Origin of the sequence: Clostridium collagenovorans DSM 3089 (genome assembly GCF_900130005.1) — a bacterium.
Classification (GTDB): domain Bacteria; phylum Bacillota; class Clostridia; order Clostridiales; family Clostridiaceae; genus Clostridium_D; species Clostridium_D collagenovorans.
The window spans coordinates 267,317-289,464 of sequence record NZ_FQXP01000006.1; the positions used below are offsets into that span (position 1 = coordinate 267,317).

The following is a 22,148-nucleotide window of genomic DNA, read 5'->3' on the forward strand; positions in this document are numbered from 1 at the left end:
ATATATAGTATAAGTTATTTAATTAAATAACTTATACTATATATTGTAATAATACTTTCTAGTGAGACAGCTTTTTATTATTTATCAAAAAACTCTGTAAGAATATCATCAAATTGTTGTTTCTTAAGAAGTTGTTTAGCAGTTTTCTTAGTATATAAGTTAACCTTATGAAGAATGTATTTACCTAAGAAATACTGAAAAGGTAACCAACCAGTATGTGTAATAGGTAAAACATGGCGTCTTCCACCATTCATAGCTTTATATAAACTTCTTCTGCTTTCAATTGGAAGAGTTTGATCAAATAAAGCATCAATAAATGAGATTTTTGATTTATCTAGAAGATGAGCATAGGATAAAGGATCTATCTTAAGTAAAGGATGTATTGTATCATCCGTAGCAAGCTCTTCAAAGGACATATTTTTAATTCTAGGTAATTGCTCATTATATATATCATATAACTTATTTTTGTTATCTAAATCATATTTAGGCTTAACACCCTTAGCAAACATTCTTCTTAAAAAGGCTGTTGTAGAGGATTCATGCATGATTTTTGGAATATGACCACCAGTAGTCATAAAGATAGTTTGACTTACTCTCTTATCTAAAGAAGCAACAATGCTACTAATCATGCCGCCTAAACAATAACCCACTAAACAGTTATTTTCCTTCCAAAGTCCTTTTTGCTCTAAGAAATCAATAGTACTTAATACATCTACTACTGAATGTTCCCAGAATTGATACATAACCTTAACATCTGGCCAGAAAAAGCTTTTTCCGCTTACAGAATTATTTTCAACTCTTGTATGATTTCCTGGCAAGACTAAAACTGTTGTATTTACGCCTACAGAGGCAAGGTGAGGTCCGAGCCATAATAAATACTTAACATTTCTACTACCAAGTCCATGAACTACCAATGTGGAAGCACGAACTTCAGACTTAGGTGTAAAATTATATAATTCAACGGTTTCTGTACCCTTTGCTGGATTTTTATAAAGGGTTGGAAAACGTGTATAAGAACATCTATAGGATTTACCTTTAAAAATATAACCCGAAACATCATTTAGTTCTTGTTTTGTATATGTGAAATCAATGTCCATTCTTAACTAATCCTTTCATAAACTTAATTGTATTTTGCAGTATCTGAATTGTCTGCAAATCTTTTAAAACAAACTCAAAGGTATGCCCTCCAGTTTTATGAACTAAAAACTTACAAGGCACCTTTTTTTCAAGGAGTTTCTTAAATAATCTCTCAGAAGAAGAAATAGGAACAACTACATCCTCTTTTCCATGAACTATAAGTGTAGGTACCATTTTCTCAGTAATCAAGTGAATAGGAGAATACCTATCATACATTTCCTTTTCAGTTTTTGGTGTACCTTTCATAGTCTTAGTTACACCAAACTTAGCAAAAAGTGATTTTGTTTCATCAAGAAACAAGTCATTTAAGTCAGAAGGACAGTAATAAGAGCAAACGCCAAGTATTCCCTCCATCTTATCATGATTATCATGAGCGGTATTATAAGCTGCATAACACATGGTTAAATGAGCACCAGCTGATAGTCCCATAAGTATAATTTTGTTTTTATCAAATTTAAGTTTATCACTGTATTTTTTTACATAATTTAAAGCATCTGTATAGTCAGTTAAGATATCTTCCATAGAATTTTTATAACCAAACCTATAATCAATAGACGCTACAGCAAAGCCCTTTGAGGCTAGAAATTTACACCAAGATATATTATTTGGTTGGTTACGAAAACCAGAAACCCAACCACCACCATGAGCAAAGAAAACCAAGGGATATAACTTCTTCCTCTTAGAGTTTGGGTACCAAATATCAAATTTAAGTTGGCGTTTTCCTATCTTTTTATAAATATATGTTTTATGATTAAATTCGCCACTAGTAGCAATAGGAATTTTACGTTTAAGAAAATTAATTATATATATTCCTATACTAATTATAAAACCATAGAATGCTATTATAGACCCCACAATTATACCCTCCCAGTAAAACTTAGTTGTAAATTTATTGTACTATAATAATACCTTATATTACAGAGGGTATTAAAACTAATTTAAGCATGTTTGTATTTTGCCTCTAAATGAATAAATTATAAATGTTCCTAGAAATTTTAAATTCTACTTTATATAAAAAATATATTTTAATTGAAAATATATTGCTTTGAATAAGTAAGGGGGTTATATATGTATTTAATGTATGTATTTGTAAGATGAAAAAGTTTTTTTCTGCCATGATATGACAAAATATTAAAGAATAGAGGCATATAATATAATAAACAGTAAATCATATACTACTTTAAAAGTTAATTAATACTGTATATTATGGAAAGGGGTGCCATATGAAAAAATTAGTTTCTTTATTTTTAAGTTTATGTTTAGTTTTTTCTTTTATGATGGGCTGTGGAAAGAAGGAGAATGTTTATGAAGGATTTATTAAGAAGTTAGTAGATCCTGAAACTTACAAATCTATTGCAAAGATTGAAGATTACAAAGAAAATCCAGGTGCATTTGATAAGGCCTATGGAGAAAGTTATGAAAAAGCCTTTGAAGGATATTTGAACAAAGAAGGAATAGACTCACTAATGAAGCCTTTTATTGCTTCCATATTTGAAGAAGTAATGCAATATAAAGATATTAATGGAGTAAAAGACATAAAAATAAGTGACGTAAAAAAAGATGATAAATCTGACTATGATTATGTAAGCTGTAATGTAACTTATGTTTACACAACAAATTCTGGTGAAACTATTGATATGAAAGAAAGTTTTGCATTCCATATCAATAAGAAAGATAAGATTATCCAAAATGTTTGGATAGATAAGGATAATAGTAGCATAATGAAGCTTGCATCAACCATAAAAAGATAATTATGAACTGAAATGTTAATAGGTAAGAAGGTTTCAAAAGTATATCGTTAAACCTATTAAATGGTGTAAACTTTAAGAGATTAAATATAAAGCAAGATCAATAGTAAAAGTTATTACAAATTATAATGATATTAATAGTATATATCATGAAAAGGGGTGCAGTATGAGAAAGCTGGTTTCTTTATTTTTAAGTTTATGTTTAGTTTTTTCTTTTATGATGGGGTGTGGGAAGAAGGAGAATGTTTATGAAGGATTTATTAAGAAGTTAGTAGATCCTGAAACTTACAAATCTATCGCAAATCGTGAGGATTATAAAGAAGATATACAGAAATTTATTAAGGACTATGGAGAAAGTTATGAAAAAGCCTTTGAAGGATATTTGAACAAAGATGGCTTAGATTCATTAATCAGACCTGCTATTGCTTCTAATTATGAAGAAACAATGAGGTATAAAGGCATTACAGGAGTAAAAGATATAAAAATCAGTGACGTAAAAAAAGATGATAAATCTGACTATGATTATGTAAGCTGTAATGTATCGTATGTTTATACAACAGATTCTGGTGAATCTATTGATATGAAGGAAAGTTTAGCATTCCATATCAATAAGAAAGATAAAATTATCCAAAATGTTTGGATAGATGATAAGAATAGCAGTATAATGAAGCTTGCTGCCACTATAAAAAGATAACCAACTAGATAGCAAATCTTAAGCATAATAAAATTACTACGATAGGTTTCCAAAAAATTATAGTGAAATTTTAAATGATAAAGATATAGAGTAGATATGAATAAGAAGTTGTATGGATTTATTGTTAATTATGCAATATAATACTAGTTATTAAGGTATTAAATTTAGAAATAGTAAGTATATAAACCTAACTGGAACATTATCGGTTAGGTTTATGCAGTTTTTATGGGGTAGTTAAGTTTATCGTAAGGGGGGATTACTATAAAAGACTTACCATTCTTAAAGTTGTTGAAAAATAGGAATTATCTTATGTATTTTATATCTAATATGGTTAGTCCTATAGGAGACAATCTATTTAATATTGCAATAACTTGGTATATGATAAAGGTAACAAACAGTATTGCACCTATAGGTATAGTTGGTGGACTTTCTTTAACTGCTAAAATAATATTTGGTCCATTTGTAGGTGTTATTATTGATAAATTATCCAGAAAGAAAATCTGTATTATATCTGATATTGTTAGAGCAGTTCTCATTGTATTATTAATGCTTGTTATATTTGCAAATTGGAACATAGCTTTTTTATATTTAATTATATTTGTAGTTGAATTTGTTGATTTGTTCTATAGACCATCTATAACTTCTATACTATTTAATATTGTAGGGGAGAATCTTATAGCAAGTGCCTTTTCACTAAATGGATTTATGAATTATTTTACAGCCTTTGTTGGAGTAAGCTTAGGTGGAGTTTTTTCACAGTACATGAATGTATATGTAGTTTTATTATTTAATGCATCTACCTTTATTATATCTGCATTAGCCGTAAGCTTTATAAAAACAAACACAAGCTTATTAGATGAATCTTCTAAATCAGTTGAATCTAGAGGTATCTTTGCTAGCTTAAAGTGTAGTATTTTTTATATTAAATCTAAGAAATTTATAAGGCAGTTTATTCTAATAACTTTTATATCTAATATAGCTTATACTATAATATATGGATTAATACCCGCACTTGCAAATGAGGTTTTTAATAGTTCAATTGTATATTCATTATTGCAAATAGGGGTTGCCTTAGGTAGCTCTATAGGATTATTTATTGTTGGTAATATGTGCTTGAAAAAAGTTGGTAAAGCTTTCATTATAGCATGTTTTTTATCAGCAAGTTGCATTAGTTTATTTGGATTTACAAAATATCCGATTTTAGCAATAGTACTTATAACCTTATTTGGGTTTGTTGATTCAGCCACAATTCCTATTTTTGGATATAATCAAAAGGAAATAGAAGATGAATATCGAGGAAGAGTTATTTCTATTTCTAATACTTTGATTTTATCAGGGAGTGCTTTAATTAATTATTTTATAGCAGTTTTTAGTTCTAAGATTAATATCCAAGTTATGTATTTAGTAGCAGCAATTTTATTAATAATATCGGGCATTCTAGGAATTTTATTAAAGGAATTTAGAACCGCTAAATTTAAGTAAAGTTCTAATTGCATGTTACTATTAACTTTGTATTATTAGAAATAAATCACCTAATATAGGTTTTTGCATATAATGGTATTATATTAATTTTTATTTAGGTAGGTACTATGAGGTTAGGGTTGAATTTTAAAAATGGTCAAAGAAAGGTTTTTACAGAACAAGAAACACAAATTATACTTAAGAATATGAATTACATGAAGCTTTTAAAAATAATTACAGATACTACTGCTGCTCAAGGTGAAACAATAGAGGTTTTAGGTAGGGCAGTACCCGTAGAACACATACATTCAATAGAATTTATACTTTAGGGAAGTATTGCTATATAGAATAAAGAATAGATAATTATATAGTAATGTAAGTAAATTCAAAATAGGCTGTTGCAGAAATAAGATTTTCTGTAACAGCCTATTATTATTTGGGGAGGAATAAGCATAGAAGTTTATAGATACTTATGCAGGTAGGCACAAGTATATTATTCTAAATTTAAGTGTTATATATAACTCTCGAAGCAGGATTTTAAAGTAGAGTTTAGAAAATTTATATTTTTATATTAAGTAAAAATATTCATATTGACTGTGAACTATAATGTTGATATACTAAGATAAATAATCAGTCGGTCGGTCGTACGAGAGGTGGAAAAATGGGGAATTCAGATAATAGCACTCAAGAAAAGATTTTAGACGCAACTGAAAATCTTATAATAGCAAAGGGTATAGAGAAGACAAGCCTTGCAGACATAGCAAAAGAAGTTGGTATTAGTAAAGGAACATTATATTATCATTATTCTTCTAAGGATCAACTGATTGAAGATGTTGCAGATAGATATTTTAATAATATGACTCAAAGTGTATTAGAGGGTATAAAGGATTTGAATTATGGTACATATGACTTTAATACCTTAAGTAGTATGATAAGTGACATATTAGGATATAGATCAACAGGGAGGCTTCACTTATCTTTAATACAAGAGGCTGTAACTAGAAATGAAACTTTAAGGTGTAGGTTCATAGAAAAATATTCTCAATGGAGAGGAATTATAAAGTATGAACTGAAAAATCTATTGAAGGTTGAATCAGTAGACTATGAAATGCTTTCTTTCTTAGTTGTAGCTGTAATAGATGGACTAGTTATGGAAAGCTTGTTAGGGCTTAATGAAGAAAATATAGACTCTATTTCAAAATTTATAGTTAAAGCATTAAAAATGGAAACAAATGATAAATAATATAAATTATTTGGGGGAATGAAAATGCAAAAAATAGCATTAATAACTGATAGTACTTGTGATATAACCAAGGATTTAATAGAAAAATATAATATACATGTGATACCTTTTAGAATTATTTATAGTAATAGAGAATATAGAGATGGAGTGGATATAAGTGCAGAAGAGGTTTACTTAAACTTAGAAAATGAAGTTCCAACTACATCATTACCATCTTTATTAGATATGGAAAACTTATTTGATAAACTAGAGGGTGAAGGTTACACTCACGCTATTGCAGTAACAGTTTCATCAGGTTTATCGGGAATGTTTAACGCTTTACGTCTTGTAAGTCTTGAAAGAGAAAATATAAAGTGTCATGTATTTGATTCAAAGACTATTTCCTTAGCAGAAGGTGGAATAGTTCTTAAGTGTGCAGAGATGCTTAAAGAGAATAAAAGTTTTGAAGAAATAATTGAAGCTTTACCTAAGTTAAGAGATAGAATGGAATGTTATATGGTAATGGCTACTTTAAAATATTTAAAAAAGGGTGGTAGAATAGGTAAAATCAGCGGAACTATTGCTGAGGCCTTAAACCTTAAACCGGTTATTAGAGTTAATGAAGAGGGAGTATATGATACTCACGATAAAGTAAGAGGAAGAAAGCAATCTATAAAGAGATTAATTGAGATTGTTTCAAAGTTTGAAAAGCCAGGTGAGGTTTATGTTGTACATGGTGGAGCTGAAGAGGAGATGAAGTTCTTAGCAGATCAATTACAAGCACTACCAAATGTTAAATCAGTCTTACTTGGTGGTAACACTACCCCTGTTTGTGGAGTACATAGTGGACCTGGATTATTAGGGTTTGCATATTTAGTTGAAGAATAATAAAGATAATACTAACATACATATATAATAATAGTTTATATAAAGCGATAGAAAATGAATTTATCATTTTCTATCGTTTTACTATTTTAAGGATAAATAACTTTATAAATTCAAAGTAGAAAGATTAATATAAGTTTATGTATTATACTAAAGTTGTAATATGAAAACTTATAATATTAAAATTTATATGTGTAAAGTAAATGATACGAAAAATAAAATTTAGAAAAAATTTACAAACTTTTCTATCTAAGTTTTAATCTAGTATATATAATAAAAGTTATATGATTAAAATTAATGTATAATTTTAAAGAAATAAATAAAGAGATTTATTATAAAGTGAAATTGACCTAGTTTTAAAAAAATAAATATTCAATAGTTGTTTATCCCTGTTATGAGCTAATAGAGCAAGAAGATCATAAGAAAAGTAATCAATATGGATTCCAAAGATCATAAAACAGAATCACGTAAAAATAAATGCTTAAATTAAGAAGAGGAGGGGGTTATAGATGGGTGAGGTATTGGAAAAGTTAGATAAGTATCTTTTATTTTTTATAATTTACACCTTTTGCTTTATAGTTCTCTTTGGAACTATAGGGTATACATTGCCATTTATTTTAGCATTTTCATTTGCACTATTATTAAGGAAGCCTACTAGATACTTAATAGAAAGATTAAAGATTAATAGAACGGCAGCTTGCCTTATCACTAATCTAGTATTTTTTTCTATTATTTTTGGCTTAGTGGCATGGGTAATAGTTACTTTTACAACGGAGACTATATCTCTTGCTAAAAATAGTCAAGAATATATAACAAATCATTATGATGAAATAAGTAGCTTTGTAGAAAGGGTGTATATATGGGCTTCTGAGTTAATCCCAGATATAAATCTTACCTTTAAGGATAATTTAATTGGATTTATCACTAAATATTTAGGTAGTTTTATGAATATTTCAGGTAAAGTTCTTTCTGAGACATTGGGATTTTTATCTAATATTCCTTATTGCATTATGGTAGTATTTTTTACTGTTATGTCTACATATTTCTTTAGTAAGGATATGAGTAAAGGACTTTCTAGATTTAAAATAGTTGCTAAATTAAAAAATGACACAACTTTAAATATTATAAATAAGGTAAAGGAAATGGTTGGTGGCTACTTATTTTCCTACTTTACTATAATAATGATAACATTTTTAGAGACTTTGATTGTATTTATGGTCTTGGATGTTAGATATGCTTTGATACTTAGTGTAATATGTGCATTCTTTGATATGTTACCTATTGTTGGAATAGCTATTATTTATGTACCGGTTGCAATTGTATATTGGCTTATGGGAAGCAAAACCATAGCTATTGGTGTTATAATTGCTTATGCACTTGTTTCAATTATTAGACAAATAATTGAACCTAAACTAGTATCATCTTCAATGGGATTGCATCCAGTATCAGTACTAGCAGCTATATTCATAGGACTAAAGGCTGCAGGGGTAACAGGTATGTTTTTCTGCTTATTTATGGTGGTGTTTTTCAAAACTATGCGGGAAGTTAATGTATTGTAAATATACTTGTAAAAACCTAGTTTTAATACTAGGTTTTATTTTTTTCCATTGTATAATTAATTTAAGGATATAAATTTAATTTTAAATATAATTTTGGTATTTTAAAATATACTTTACAAGGTAACAATAAGACTAGAGAAATTAATTTGCTTGCGAATTATTATTAATAAAAGTTTATTTAAAAAATGTATCTTTTAATTATTAGTGATTAAGATAAAATACTAATAAATTAAGGATAAATGGGTAAATAGATATTATTTTTATAATGTAAAAGAATATATGTAAAGAATAATTAAATTGAGTTCCTTATAGTAGAGTTAAAGCGTATTTAGACAGTTAAGGTTTTATATGAGATATAGTAATTATTAAAGTATTTATAAATTTTGAAAGGAGTAATAGTTGATTAAATTAATATGTAAGATATCAACTATGTAGGGTATATGAGTTTAAGGTTTATATATGGAAGAGCAGGAAGCGGTAAGAGTACTTATTGTATAAATAATATTTGTAAAGCGATAAAAAACGATAAAAATAAATTGCAGGTTTTATTAGTGCCAGAACAGTTGTCCTTTGAAACTGAAAAGGTCTTTGTAAAGCTTTTAAAGAGTTCTGGTTTTACTAATTTATTAGTAACTAATTTTAAAAGATTATCATACTTGGTTTTTAAGGAGTGTGGAGGAATAGCTAAAGAATATATGAGTGCTGCAGGGAAACAGATGCTTATATATAAGATTATGGATAACCTTAAGGATGAATTAAGAGTATTTAACTTAGCTGCAAGGAATGAGAGTTTTGTTCCTATTGTAGCAGACATTATAAATGAAATGAAAAGATATGAAGTAACTCCTGAAGAGCTACTTAGTATGAAGGATAGTGCAGAGGATAACTCGCTTTTATATAATAAGATTTCAGATATTGGAAAGATATATGAGGATTTTAATTCTATAATTAATAATGGACCTATAGATAGTGATGATGATTTAACACGTCTTGCAGAAAAATTAGATTCTTGTACTTTATTAGATGGAGCAGAAATTTGGATAGATGAATTTAGTGGATTTAGTCCTCAGCAATTCACTGTTATAAGTAAATTATTAAGAAGAGCATCAAGAGTGAATGTTACTTTAAATATGGATTATGATGAAAGCACAAGTATCTTTGATGACACAAATGTATTTTCTACGGTTAAATATATGGAAAATAAATTAGTTGATATTGCAAGAGATTATGGCATATCACTTGAAGAACCTATTAAGTTAAGTCATTGTCCAAGTATTAAATTTAAAGATAATAAGGAGTTAGCTTATCTTGAAGAAAACTATGTTAAATATCCTTTTGTACCATATAAATATAATACTGAAAAAATAAAATTATTTAAGGCTGTTAATGTCTATTCTGAGGTAGAAAATGTTGCGTCAGAGGTTGTGAAACTAGTTAGAGATAAGAATCTTAGATATAAGGATATTGCAGTTGTAGCAAGAGATTTAAGTTCTTATGAAAAGTTGATAGAGGCTATATTTAATGAATATGATATACCTTTATTTATTGATGATAAAAAGGAAGTGACTTCTAATCCAATTATAGTTCTAATAACTTCTGTAATGGATATCTTTGCGAAAAATTGGAGTTTTGAGAGTGTATTTAGATACTTAAAAACTGATTTATTATCAATGCGTAAAGAAGATATTGATATATTAGAAAATTATATTTTATGGTCAGGAATTAAAGGAAAAGATAAGTGGGTTAACAATAAGCAATGGAATAATAAAATTTTAAGCTTATATGGCATTAGAGAAGGAATATCAAAGCTTAATATACAAGATAAATATATGGAGTTTTTGTCTTGGACTAAGGAATTGAGTCAGGAAGAGTTGATAGGTGCAATAAATGATAGCTCCTTAGAATTATCACTTAAGGATGTTGTAGGCTTAACTGAGGATAGTAAGGCAAAGGAACTTTTGAATTCAGTACAAGAAATAAAGAATATAAATTCTCTTAGAGAAGTTTTCTTACAACCTATAAAAACATTTTCTAATAAGGTAAAAGGGGAGCAAAGGGGTGTGGAATTATGCACTTCATTATTTGAGTTTTTAGAAGACATTGACTTGATTTCAACCTTAGAAGAAAAAATAAATTATTTTGCAGAGAAAGAGGAGCAACAAAGAGTTAGAGAGTATTCTCAGATTTGGAACTTAGTATTAGAGGTTATGGATCAAGTGGTGGAGGTTTTAGGGGAAGATATTATGACATTAGAGCAATTTATTAAGATACTTTCCTTAGGATTTTCACAACATAAGATGGGCTTTATTCCTCCTGCAATAGATCAGGTAACAGTGGGAAGAGTAGATCGTATTAGAAGTCATAACGTAAAATATTTATTTGTTATAGGAGTTAACGAAGGGGTATTCCCTATGGCAAATAGTGATGAAGGCATATTTACAGATACGGATAGAGCTTATTTAAAGGAAAGAGGCTTAGAGTTAGCTAAGGATACAAAAGCACTATTATTTGAGGAGCAATATTTAGTTTATACCACATTAACATTGCCAAGTGAGTTTTTAAGAATAAGTTATGCCATAGCGGATCATGAAGGAAAAGCATTGAGGCCATCTATGATAATCGCTAGGTTAAAAGCTATTTTTTCAGGGTTAACAGAGGAAAGCAACATAGTTGAGAAAAATGATGAAGAAGCTATACTGAATTCTGTTATTAAAGAAATACCTAGCTTTAATAATTTAATTAATGAGATGCATAAGATTTATGAGGAAGAGAAGGTTCCTACTTTGTGGAAAAGCATTTATAAGTGGTTTAATGATAATGAGGAATGGCATGGAGTTTTAGAGAATAATTTAAAGAGTTTTGATTACTCAAATCAAAGCTTGAATTTGTCACCAGAGATTATTGATAAACTATATGGAGACAATAAGTATTTCAGTGTATCAAGATTAGAAAAGTATATGGAATGTCCTTTCTCATATTTTATTAACTATGGATTAAGGGCTAAGGAAAGAAAGAAATATGAACTTACTCCACCGGATTTAGGTACTTTTATGCACAATGTTATTGAAAAGTTCTCCAATGATGTGGATAAAAACAATATTAATTGGAATGAAATTTCTAATGAATGGTGTGAAAAAATAGTTGATGAAAATATTAAGGAGACCATGGGTGAAAGTACAGGATATATATTCTCATCTTCTCCAAGATTTAATTACTTTAAGGATAGATTGAGAAGGGTTTTACTTAGAAGCATAAGTTTGATTATTGAGCATATGAAGAGAGGAAACTTCACTCCAGTAGGTTATGAAATAGAGTTTGGATTAGGTGATAATGGATATCCACCTATTGAAATAGAATTATCTAATGGTCAAAATGTATATTTAATGGGGAAAATAGATAGGGTAGATAAATTAGTAATTGAGGATGAGGAGTATTTTAGAGTTATTGATTATAAATCAGGTAGTAAGGATTTAAAATTAGCTGAAATTTATTATGGACTTCAAATACAATTACTAACTTATTTAGATGCTATATTGAATATGGAAGGAGATCATACGGAACTACCGTTACTACCAGCTGGAATTTTATATTTTAAAATAGATGATCCTATGATTTCAAGTAAAACTAGATTAAGTGATGAAGAAATAGAAGAAGAAATAATGAAGAAGTTAAAAATGAAAGGTCTAGTTCTTGCTGATATGAAAATCATAAGAGAAATGGATAATCAGATTGAGGGAGCATCATTAATACTTCCGGTAGCCTTAACCTCAAAGGGAGCATTTTCCTCTTATGCAAAGGTAGCAACAAGAGAGCAGTTTGAAGAACTAAGAGAGCATGTTAGATTTAAGTTAGCAGAAGCTTGCGAAAGAATGCTTTCAGGAGATATAACTATATTCCCATGTAAGGGGAAAAGTTCAACATCCTGTGCTTATTGTACCTACTCTGTTATATGTGGTTTTGATCCTGTTATGAAGGATAATAATTATAATTTAATAATGGATTTAAAGGATAAGGAGATTTGGACTCTTATAGAAAAAGAGTTACAGTTTATTAGGAATAAAGAAAAAAATAATGAGGAGCTAAAGATAGAAAGAAAGGATGGTGAAATTTAATGGCTGATGTTAAGTGGACCAAAGAGCAAAAGGCAGCTATTGATACCCATGACTGTAATCTACTTGTAGCTGCGGCTGCAGGTTCAGGGAAAACTGCGGTTCTGGTAGAGAGAATTATAAAGTTGGTTATGGATAATGACAAGGACATTGATATAGATAAATTATTAGTAGTTACTTTTACTAATGCTGCTGCTTCAGAAATGAGAGAAAGAATAGGAGAAGCTTTAGCAAAGGAAATAAATAAGGAGTCTACTCCAAGACTTCAAAGACAGCTTGCTTTATTGAATAGAGCTAGTATAACTACTATTCATTCATTTTGTTTAGGTGTTATAAAAAATAACTTTCATGAGACGGACTTAGACCCTGGGTTTAGGGTTGGGGATGAAACCGAAATGTTATTCCTAAAGCAAGAAGCTATAGATGAGATCTTTGACGAAAAATATAAGGAAGATGAAGAGAAGGATGCTAGTAACTCTGAATTTCTAAAGTTGGTTGAAACTTATTGTGATAATAGAAGTGATAATAACTTAATGGAATTAGTATTAGAGTTATATGGTTATTCTATGAGTATGCCTGAACCAGAAAAGTGGCTTAAGGAAAGCTTAAGTAAAATGGAAGTAAGTAATGAAAATTTAAGTGGGTGTAACTGGATTAATATATTAAAAAGAGAAATTCATAATGAATTGAGTGCTTTAAAAGAAGAGAGTTTAAAAGCCTTAGAGCTGATAAATGAATATGAAGAATTTCAAAAGTTTTATAATATATTTGTAGTGGAGCACGGATATATTCAAGGCTTAATGGAAGCTTTAGAGAAGAGCTGGAGTGAATTCACAAATGCACTTAAGGGAATAAGTTTTGATAGAATACCCACTATAAGAAAATGTGAAAATCCAGATATAAAATCACAAATAACTTCAGCTAGAGATGCTATAAAGAAAACATTGAATGGCTATGTAGAGGAATATAAGAACTTTAAGGAAGAAGAGTGTATTGATGATATTAAGTATATGACAAGGATTATGAAGGCTTTAGTTAACTTAGTATTAGAATTCTGTAAAAGATATAAGGAAAAGAAAAGACTTAGAGGAATTATAGATTTTAATGATTTTGAGCATTACTGTTTAGGAATTCTTGTGTGCAGAGATGAAGAGGGTAACTTAATAAAGGATGATAATGGAGTTTATGCTCCTTCTAAAGTCGCCTTAGAATTAAGGAAAAAATATGATGAAATTTTAATAGATGAGTACCAGGATTCTAACATGGTTCAGGAAGTTATCTTAACAACTATTTCTAAGGTTTCAGAGAATGTGCCTAATATATTTATGGTTGGAGATGTAAAGCAAAGTATTTATAGATTCAGGCAAGCAAAACCAGAGATATTCTTAAGTAAGTATAATACTTACTCAAGTGAAGAAAATGAACTTTATAGAAAAATAATGCTGTTTAAAAACTTCAGAAGTAGAAAAGAAATCTTAGATGGTGTTAACTATATTTTTGAAGAGATAATGTCAGAAGAAGTTGGAGAGTTAAACTATACTGAAGAAGAAGCATTAAACCTGGGTGCTGATTACAAAACCAGTGAAGAGGTTGGAGCTACAGTTGGAGGGCCTATAGAATTAAATATAATTGATAAATCTGATGAGGATATAGAAGTCAATATAGATGATGAAGAGTTAGAAGAGCGTCCAACGGATGTGCAAATTGAAGCTAGATTTGTAGCTAAAAGAATAAGAGATTTAATTGATAATGATGAAAATGAATTTAAAGTTTTTGATAAGCATTTAAAGGAATATAGGAGAGTTCAATATAAGGATATAGTAATTTTATTAAGAAGTACTTCTAATTGGTCACCAGTATTTTTAGAGGAATTAAAAAACTATGAGGTACCTGTATATGCAGATACATCTACAGGATATTTTGAAACCATAGAAATACAGACCATAATGAGTTTGCTTAAGATAATAGATAATCCAAGACAAGATATCTCTTTAATAGCTGTACTTAAATCACCAATAGGTGGATTTACTGCAGAGGAGCTTTCAGAGATAAGAATTGAGGATAAGGCATGTTCTTATTATGATGCATTATTACTTTCTAAGGATAATAATATTAAGGTTCAGGAGTTTTTAGAAAAATTAAATATATGGAGAGAAAAATCCGTTTATACTCCTATTGATGAGCTTATTTGGAGTTTATATACTGAAACTGGTTACTATGGATTTGTAGGAGCTTTAAATAATGGGGTACAAAGGCAAGCTAACTTAAAGGTATTATTTCAACGTGCTAAAAAGTATGAGGAAACTAGTTACAAGGGTTTATTTAATTTTATTAATTTCATAGATAAGTTAAATAGAAGTAGTGGAGACTTAGGAAGTGCTAAGATATTAGGTGAAAATGAAAATGTAGTAAGAATAATGAGTATACACAAAAGCAAGGGACTTGAGTTTCCAGTTGTATTTTTATGTGGTACAGGAAAACAATTTAACTTAATGGATCTTAGAAAGAAAATTTTACTTCATCACGAACTTGGTTTTGGACCAGATTATATAAATAGTGAAAAAAGAATAGCTTATCCTACTTTAGTGAAAAAGGCTATTTCAAAAAAGATAAAATTAGAAACGCTATCAGAGGAAATGAGAATTTTATATGTTGCTTTAACAAGGCCAAAGGAAAAGTTAATTATAACTGGTGCTGTAAAGGATATACCTAAGTATTGTGAAAACTATAGTGATTTAGTAAATAACAGTATAAATAAGATACCAGAGCTTAGGACATCCAAGGCTAAAAGTTATTTAGACTGGATAGTACCAGCTGTTATGAGACACGTTAATGGTGAAGAGCTTAGAAATCAATGTGAAAAAGAATTTGATCATGGCTTTAATAAGCATCCTTCTTTATGGAAGATTAACTTATTTAAAAAAATAGATATATTAAATGAGGAAATAGAAGATAAGGAAGAAGAAGAGTTAATTAGTATTTCTAAGTGTATTAAAGAAAAGCTGTCCACAGTTCAAGAAGAAGAACTAGAAAGTTATAATTCATTTAATAAAGAAGTAAATAAAAAGCTTAATTTTAAGTATAAGTATTATAAATCATCTAAGCTGCCTACAGTATTAACTGTAACTGAGGTGAAAAGATTAGCTATGGAACAATTAGAAAATGAGTTCCAAGAAGCAGAGCATAGAAATAAGGTTGTAAAAAAACAAAATACCATAGCTAAGAAACCGAAGTTTTTAAGTGAATACAAAGGACTAAATGCAGCAGAAAAGGGAACTGCAATCCACGAAGTTATGCAATACTTAGATTTAAATAGAGTTAGCACTTTAGAAGAAATAGAAAGGCAAGTAGAAGAGCTTTATATGAAGGAATTTATATCCTTAGAGCAAGCTAAGGTAATAAACTGTAAAAAGATTTTTAATTTCTTCACCTCTTATTTAGGCAAAGAAATGCTTAATAATAAGCAAGGTGTTTATAGGGAAAAAGCTTTTAATATGGAAATACCAAGTATATCAATAGATAATGAATTAGATAAAGAGCTATATGAAGACGAGAAGATTATAATTCAAGGAATAATCGATTGTTATATAGATAATGATGAGGGTATAACATTACTAGACTATAAAACAGATAAAGTGAAAGATGGAAATATTGATAAAATAGCAGAAAGATATAGAGTGCAACTAGATTATTATGCTAAAGCTATTGAGATTATAATGAATAAAAGAGTAACAGAAAAGTATCTATATCTATTTGATGTAGAAAAAGAAGTTAAACTATAAATAAATCCAAAAGTGCTTAAAGGTATTGAAGATTTTAATAAAATATATAAGTAAACACTAATTTTCTATTATATAATTAGAGTTTTATTAGAGAATAATTAAGGTTAAATTGTTTATTTATAAGGTTATTTATTAAACATACATTATAAATTAGAGTTTTATTTAGATTATTTTAAAATATAGATGCAGGTGATTTTAAGTCATTAGATTATTTATATTTTAAAATAATCTTTTTTTTATTAAAAAATCATTGAGAGTTACTATCTTAGTAGTAATTTTAACTTTGCATAGCTTATGAAAACTAAAAAAATATAAATATTTTTTGCATAATTACATATACATTAAAGTAAGCTAAAGAGAGTTCATTAAAAAATAAGCTTAAGATACGAGGAAAGATACATTAAAAAAGTATAAAAAATAATTAATATTGGATTACATAAATAAATTTGTTATAATTTAGGGATGCAAAGATTAGAGAAGTAAAGAAATTATTTAGAAAATTTTAATCAAGTTAGGATTAGAGGTGAGGATGTATGGGAAGAGAAACTGATGATGCGGATTATTTATCATCTAATGGAAAAGGGCTGTTCAAACAAGGCGTTGTTTGGTTAATAACCTTGGTAAAGAGATTTATAAACCATGAAATAACTTACTTAAGTGGGCAGTTAGCATATAGTTTAATGTTTTGTTTTTTTCCATCATTAATATTTTTGCTAACTTTAATAGGAAAGAGTTCTATTGATACTAGAAGCGTTCTTATATTTTTAGAAAGTGTTTTGCCGACTAACTCCTATGAACTTATACATTCTACAGTTATAGAGGTATTAACTAAAAGTAGAACAGATTTACTTGCAATTAGTGGACTACTTTCTATATGGAGTGGAGCTGGTGGAGTAAGGGCTATAATTAAGGGATTAAATAAAGCTTATGAACAAAAGGAAAAAAGGCATTTTATTAAAATATTTATACTATCATTTTTAGGATTCATAGGTTTTGTGGTACTTATTTTATTTAGTCTTTTCTTAATTGTATTTGGAGAGCACATAGGTAGATTGGTAGTTTCTATGTTTGATTTCCCAATTGTGTTTAAACATGCTTGGGATTGGTTTAGATATATTATGGCGTTAATATCATTAATAGTTATGTTTGTGATAATGTATCATTTCGCACCATCTAAAAAGTTAGGGTTTAAGGAAGTACTACCAGGTGCTATATTTTCAGCCTTAGGATGGATTATATCATCTCAGATTTTTGCATTTTATGTTAATAACTTTACTAATTATGCTAATATATATGGTGGGCTAGGAGGCATAATAGCATTGCTGTTGTGGCTTTATATAACTTCCATGGTTATCTTAATAGGTGGAGAAATAAATGGATTACAGGATTTGAAAAGATCTAAAAAACTTATATAGTTAAACTAAAAGCTTGTTCTTAAAGGAATTTAAGAACAAGCTTTTAGTTATATATATTCTAATAAAGAATCTGAATTCTTTTTATATACAATGTTCATTATAGAATAAATACAATTATTAATATAAATGCAGGATGTTAATTAGAACTTAATATATTAAGAGATATATACTTTGCAATATTAAATCTACATCATCCTAATTTATTACATATTAATTTTTTTTATGTTATAAAATATAAATGAAGTTTATTTAATGCAAGATATATATATAAACATAAATTCAAGTAATCAATTAAAACTTAGATGTATTTTATCTTTAAAATTATAAAGTAAATTATTAGTTAAATTAAAAAAATAAATATAATAATCCTTATATTTGTAATATTATAATATAATAGAAAGATATAATTATAGCGATTAAAATATAAAATACCTGGAAGGGCTATAAGTCGTAGAAAGTGTTAGAATATTATGATAAAATATATATTAATATTCTATATAGACCTTTAGTGTCTTATTTCAAAATTTAATAATTGCCTTAAGATAATTGGGATGAGCATGAGGTAATCATTAAAAATGAAGCTACTAAAGTTTGCTTTAAGTTATAATTTGGGGGGAAAAGAAATGGAAGTAGTGAAATTTCAGGAGTTCAGAAAAAAGGTAAATGAAAATGTTAGTAAGGTAATAATAGGTAAGAGACACAAAATTAATAAGATCATTGTGGCTTTTATTTGTGGTGGACATGTTTTATTAGAAGATGTTCCAGGATTAGGGAAAACTAAATTAGCTAGAAGTTTATCAAAAACTATGGGGTGTGATTTTAAAAGAATACAATTTACACCTGATTTATTACCATCTGATTTAACAGGAATATATATGTATAATCAAAAGGAACTAGACTTTACTTTTAAAAAGGGTCCATTACTAAGTAATATAGTTTTAGCAGATGAAATAAATAGAGCAACACCTAGAACTCAATCCGCATTATTAGAATGTATGGAAGAAAAACAAATAACGGTAGAAGGTAATACAATACCTTTGTCATCACCATTCTTTGTTATAGCTACACAAAATCCAGTAGAGCAATTTGGAACATTTCCATTACCAGAGGCACAATTGGATAGATTTTTTATAAAATTATCCCTAGGATATCCTAACATGACAGAAGAACTAGATATGATGGGAAGATTCCAACAAGAAGATCCATTAGAAACATTAGAGACAATTGTAACATTAGAAGAAATTAAATTTGTACAAGAAAACTATAATAAAATTCATATAGATAAAAATATAAAAGAATATATATTAAATATAATAACAGAAACTAGAGCTAGCGATAAGGTAAGGGTTGGATGTAGTCCAAGATCAACTTTAGCTTTAATGAGAGCATCACAGGCTATGGCAGCTATTAACGGTAGGGATTATGTTATACCTGAAGATGTTAAGTCTATGGCAGTAGAAGTTTTAGCGCATAGATTAGTTTTAAACAATGATATAAGTTATGATGCTGACCAAGGAGAGAAGATTATTGAGGATATACTTAAAAAAATAAATACTCCTCTAGAAGAGATTTAGGGGGAGGACAATGGTAGCTCAATTAATACTGCTATGTGTAGTTATTGCGATTATTAAGTATATAGCAATAATGAATCAGAAACATGGATTTCATAATTTAAAGGTTCATAGAGAAGTGCCTAAAAAGGCAGTTCATATAAATGAATCCTTTGAAATTACAACTGTGGTTGAGAATAATAAAAAGTTTCCTATTTCATTTTTGGTAGTTAAGGAAAAGATACCTTCACATATGAAGTACTTAACTGAAAGTAGTGATGGGGAGTTTTTAGAACAGTGGAGATACTATGAAAGTAGATACAATGTATGGTCTTATGAAAGAGTTAAAAGAACCTATAAGGTTAAGTTTGATAAAAGAGGAGTATATATATTAAACGAACTTGAACTTACCATAGGTGACTTATTTGGTTTATCAAGTAATACCAGGGATATGCTAGATTCGAATGAAATAATAGTTTATCCAGATGTTATACCAATAGAGAACTATATATTTAAATCTACAAGTTATTTTGGAGACAATATAATAAAAAGATGGATTCAAAAGGATCCTTTATATATTAAGGGTATACGTGAATACACTGTAGAAGACAGAATGAAGGATATACACTGGAAATCTAGTATGAAGATGAATAAACTTATGGTTAAAGAGTATGATTTTACTTCAGAAAGAGAGATAACCATAGTGGTAGCTATTAATCAGGGTGGCGGAGTTTGGACAGGCTTCAATGAGGTTACCTTAGAAAAAGCTGCTATGATGGCGGCATCCTTAGCAACTAAATTCATAAACTCAGGAATATCAACTGGAATTTGGACAAACTCAAAGTTATTTGGAGTAGAAGAAAATATAAAAACTGAAGTAAGCAACTCCACAGGAAAATTAAAAAGTATGTTAGAGTTGTGTGCTAGGCTTAGTGTATTTCAAAACAGCACTACCTATGAGTATTTAAAGAAGAACATGCTTAAGTTTAGAGGAAATTGTACTTATATAATAATCTCAGATAGCTTAGACAAGGAAACAGCAAATCTTTTAGGTCAAATAGCTAAAAGAGGAATAGATATTAAAACCATAGATATTTCTATGAATCTTGATATGGTTGAGATTAAAGGAATTGAAAAAATAGAATATAGGGGGATAAGGTAATGTTCAGTTGGCAAGCAAGAATAAAAACTTTAGTTACGATTGCGATAAATACATTTTTATTTATAAGTGTATCTATACTACTATCATTTCTTAATGATAGTACATTACCTACATCTATATATCTATTAACTATAATTATGGTAATGTTACAGCAGTATATTATTAATAAGGAGTTTAACATTATAAGTGGACAATTCGCTGCAATAATATACACCATGGTTCCATTTATATTAAGTATAATTATTAATACGAGATTCAATTTAAGTGAAGGGACTTTGTTAACTTATATCTTTTTCTTAGGATCATATTTTAGTGGATATTTTTTTGAAAATAGCAATATTGACTATGAACATTATAAGCATATATATAATTTGATTATGTGGATACTTATGATAGGATCATTTTTCATTGCAGTGATAGCTATGATTTTCTGCAAGGAATTACCTAATGCCTTGTTACCATATTATATTTTATTTTTCTTGCTTATGATAATAAGCTTAAGAGAAAGTAGAACTTTTACTTTTAATATGGTTAATAGAGAGTCAAGAAGAGTAAATACAGTGCTTTCAGCTGTAGCAGCAGTAGTGTTATTATTTATAACTAGTGAAAAAACTAGAATATTAATGTCATTTTTAGTAGGTAAACTTAGAGAAGTTATACTATGGATAATATTGAAGTTATCAATGATTTTGACTATTCCATTGCAATGGTTTTATGAATTTCTTCAAAAGTTTAGAGACGATAATGGAAATGGAATGCCAGGAGATAGCATGGGGGATTTTCCTAACAAGCCAACTACAGAGGGACCAAACTTAAATCCTTTAGATTTGCCAATTGTAAAATTTATAGCAATAGCAATTCTCATAGTAATAGCAATAGTTATAGTATGGCAGTGTGTTAAAATCATAAGAAGAATGCTTATATCGGTAAGTAGAGAAAATATAGGATTTATAGAAGAAAGAGAAGTAATAGTTCAAGTTAAAAAGAAGAAAAAACTTAGTAAATCTATTCTTAAGAAGGATTCAACAGTTAAGGAAAGGATATGCCATGTCTTTGGCAAATTCCAAAAACTTACAAAGAAAAAAGGCGTATTTGAAGAGTATATGACAGCAACGCAGATAAGTAATGTATCCAAAATTTATGTAGAAAGTACTGAAGAATTGGATATTATGTCTAAAATATATAATGAAGCTAAGTTTTCTAATCATACTATGACAGAAAATGAATTAAATACCATAAAAGATAGTTTAAATATCATAAATAAAGAATACAAAGTGAAGTAATATGCATTTATGCGATATATTCTTAATATATCGCATAAATATTACAAAAATGCCTATCCAATAACATAATTATGAAGTTAAGTAGAATTATACTTAAATGAAATGAAAAAAATTATGAGTAAAAATACACCTCGAAAATTA

Annotated in this window: 15 protein-coding genes; 13 read left to right on the forward strand and 2 right to left on the reverse strand. The window is 28.3% G+C overall.

The genetic code is table 11. The features are described from left to right. Positions 1–77: 77 nt before the first annotated feature. Together BUA48_RS09375 and BUA48_RS09380 are read right to left on the reverse strand one after the other, a co-directional pair. Positions 78–1,097, reverse strand: coding sequence for an alpha/beta fold hydrolase (locus BUA48_RS09375; protein WP_072831796.1), 1,020 nt, complete (start codon positions 1,095–1,097; stop codon positions 78–80). After that, positions 1,087–1,992: an alpha/beta hydrolase family protein gene (locus BUA48_RS09380; RefSeq protein WP_178138967.1), complete on the reverse strand. Its 906-nt coding sequence runs from the start codon at positions 1,990–1,992 to the stop codon at positions 1,087–1,089. Before BUA48_RS09380 ends, BUA48_RS09375 begins: the two co-directional genes overlap by 11 nt. Positions 1,993–2,360: 368 nt before the next feature. Between BUA48_RS09380 and BUA48_RS09385 the strand changes: the two genes are divergently transcribed. The 13 genes from BUA48_RS09385 (at position 2,361) to BUA48_RS09445 (ending at position 22,007) form a co-directional block, all read left to right on the forward strand. Then, positions 2,361–2,888, forward strand: a complete 528-nt coding sequence (locus tag BUA48_RS09385) for a hypothetical protein (RefSeq protein WP_072831797.1) — start codon at positions 2,361–2,363, stop codon at positions 2,886–2,888. Between the two features lie 163 nt (positions 2,889–3,051). Continuing rightward, positions 3,052–3,579, forward strand: a complete 528-nt coding sequence (locus BUA48_RS09390; RefSeq protein ID WP_072831798.1) for a hypothetical protein — start codon at positions 3,052–3,054, stop codon at positions 3,577–3,579. A gap of 288 nt (positions 3,580–3,867) precedes the next feature. After that, complete coding sequence (locus BUA48_RS09395; RefSeq protein WP_072831799.1) at positions 3,868–5,061, forward strand: MFS transporter; 1,194 nt, start codon at positions 3,868–3,870, stop codon at positions 5,059–5,061. 119 nt (positions 5,062–5,180) lie between these two features. Next, positions 5,181–5,369 (forward strand): hypothetical protein, encoded by a 189-nt coding sequence (locus BUA48_RS09400; RefSeq protein ID WP_143147695.1) that lies wholly within the window; start codon positions 5,181–5,183, stop codon positions 5,367–5,369. 332 nt (positions 5,370–5,701) lie between these two features. Further along, positions 5,702–6,283, forward strand: a complete 582-nt coding sequence (locus tag BUA48_RS09405; protein ID WP_072831801.1) for a TetR/AcrR family transcriptional regulator — start codon at positions 5,702–5,704, stop codon at positions 6,281–6,283. Positions 6,284–6,307: 24 nt separating this feature from the next. Beyond that, positions 6,308–7,150: a DegV family protein gene (locus tag BUA48_RS09410; protein ID WP_072831802.1), complete on the forward strand. Its 843-nt coding sequence runs from the start codon at positions 6,308–6,310 to the stop codon at positions 7,148–7,150. 506 nt (positions 7,151–7,656) lie between these two features. Then, positions 7,657–8,706 (forward strand): sporulation integral membrane protein YtvI, encoded by a 1,050-nt coding sequence (gene ytvI, locus BUA48_RS09415; protein WP_072831803.1) that lies wholly within the window; start codon positions 7,657–7,659, stop codon positions 8,704–8,706. 440 nt (positions 8,707–9,146) lie between these two features. Further along, the gene (locus BUA48_RS09420; RefSeq protein ID WP_072831804.1) at positions 9,147–12,818 is read left to right on the forward strand and encodes a PD-(D/E)XK nuclease family protein; all 3,672 of its coding nucleotides are present in this window, start codon (positions 9,147–9,149) and stop codon (positions 12,816–12,818) included. Next, positions 12,818–16,597: a helicase-exonuclease AddAB subunit AddA gene (addA, locus tag BUA48_RS09425; protein WP_072831805.1), complete on the forward strand. Its 3,780-nt coding sequence runs from the start codon at positions 12,818–12,820 to the stop codon at positions 16,595–16,597. Before BUA48_RS09420 ends, addA begins: the two co-directional genes overlap by 1 nt. Positions 16,598–17,130: 533 nt before the next feature. After that, on the forward strand, positions 17,131–18,012 hold the full coding sequence (locus BUA48_RS09430; RefSeq protein ID WP_072831806.1) for a YihY/virulence factor BrkB family protein: 882 nt from the start codon (positions 17,131–17,133) through the stop codon (positions 18,010–18,012). 623 nt (positions 18,013–18,635) lie between these two features. Further along, a complete protein-coding gene (locus BUA48_RS09435) occupies positions 18,636–19,586 on the forward strand; it encodes an AAA family ATPase (protein WP_072831807.1) in 951 nt (316 codons plus the stop codon). A gap of 10 nt (positions 19,587–19,596) precedes the next feature. After that, entirely contained in the window at positions 19,597–20,724 is a 1,128-nt protein-coding gene (locus BUA48_RS09440) for a DUF58 domain-containing protein (protein ID WP_072831808.1), read from the forward strand. Next, positions 20,724–22,007, forward strand: a complete 1,284-nt coding sequence (locus BUA48_RS09445) for a hypothetical protein (protein ID WP_072831809.1) — start codon at positions 20,724–20,726, stop codon at positions 22,005–22,007. The genes BUA48_RS09440 and BUA48_RS09445 overlap by 1 nt, the downstream gene beginning before the upstream one ends. Positions 22,008–22,148 lie beyond the last annotated feature (141 nt).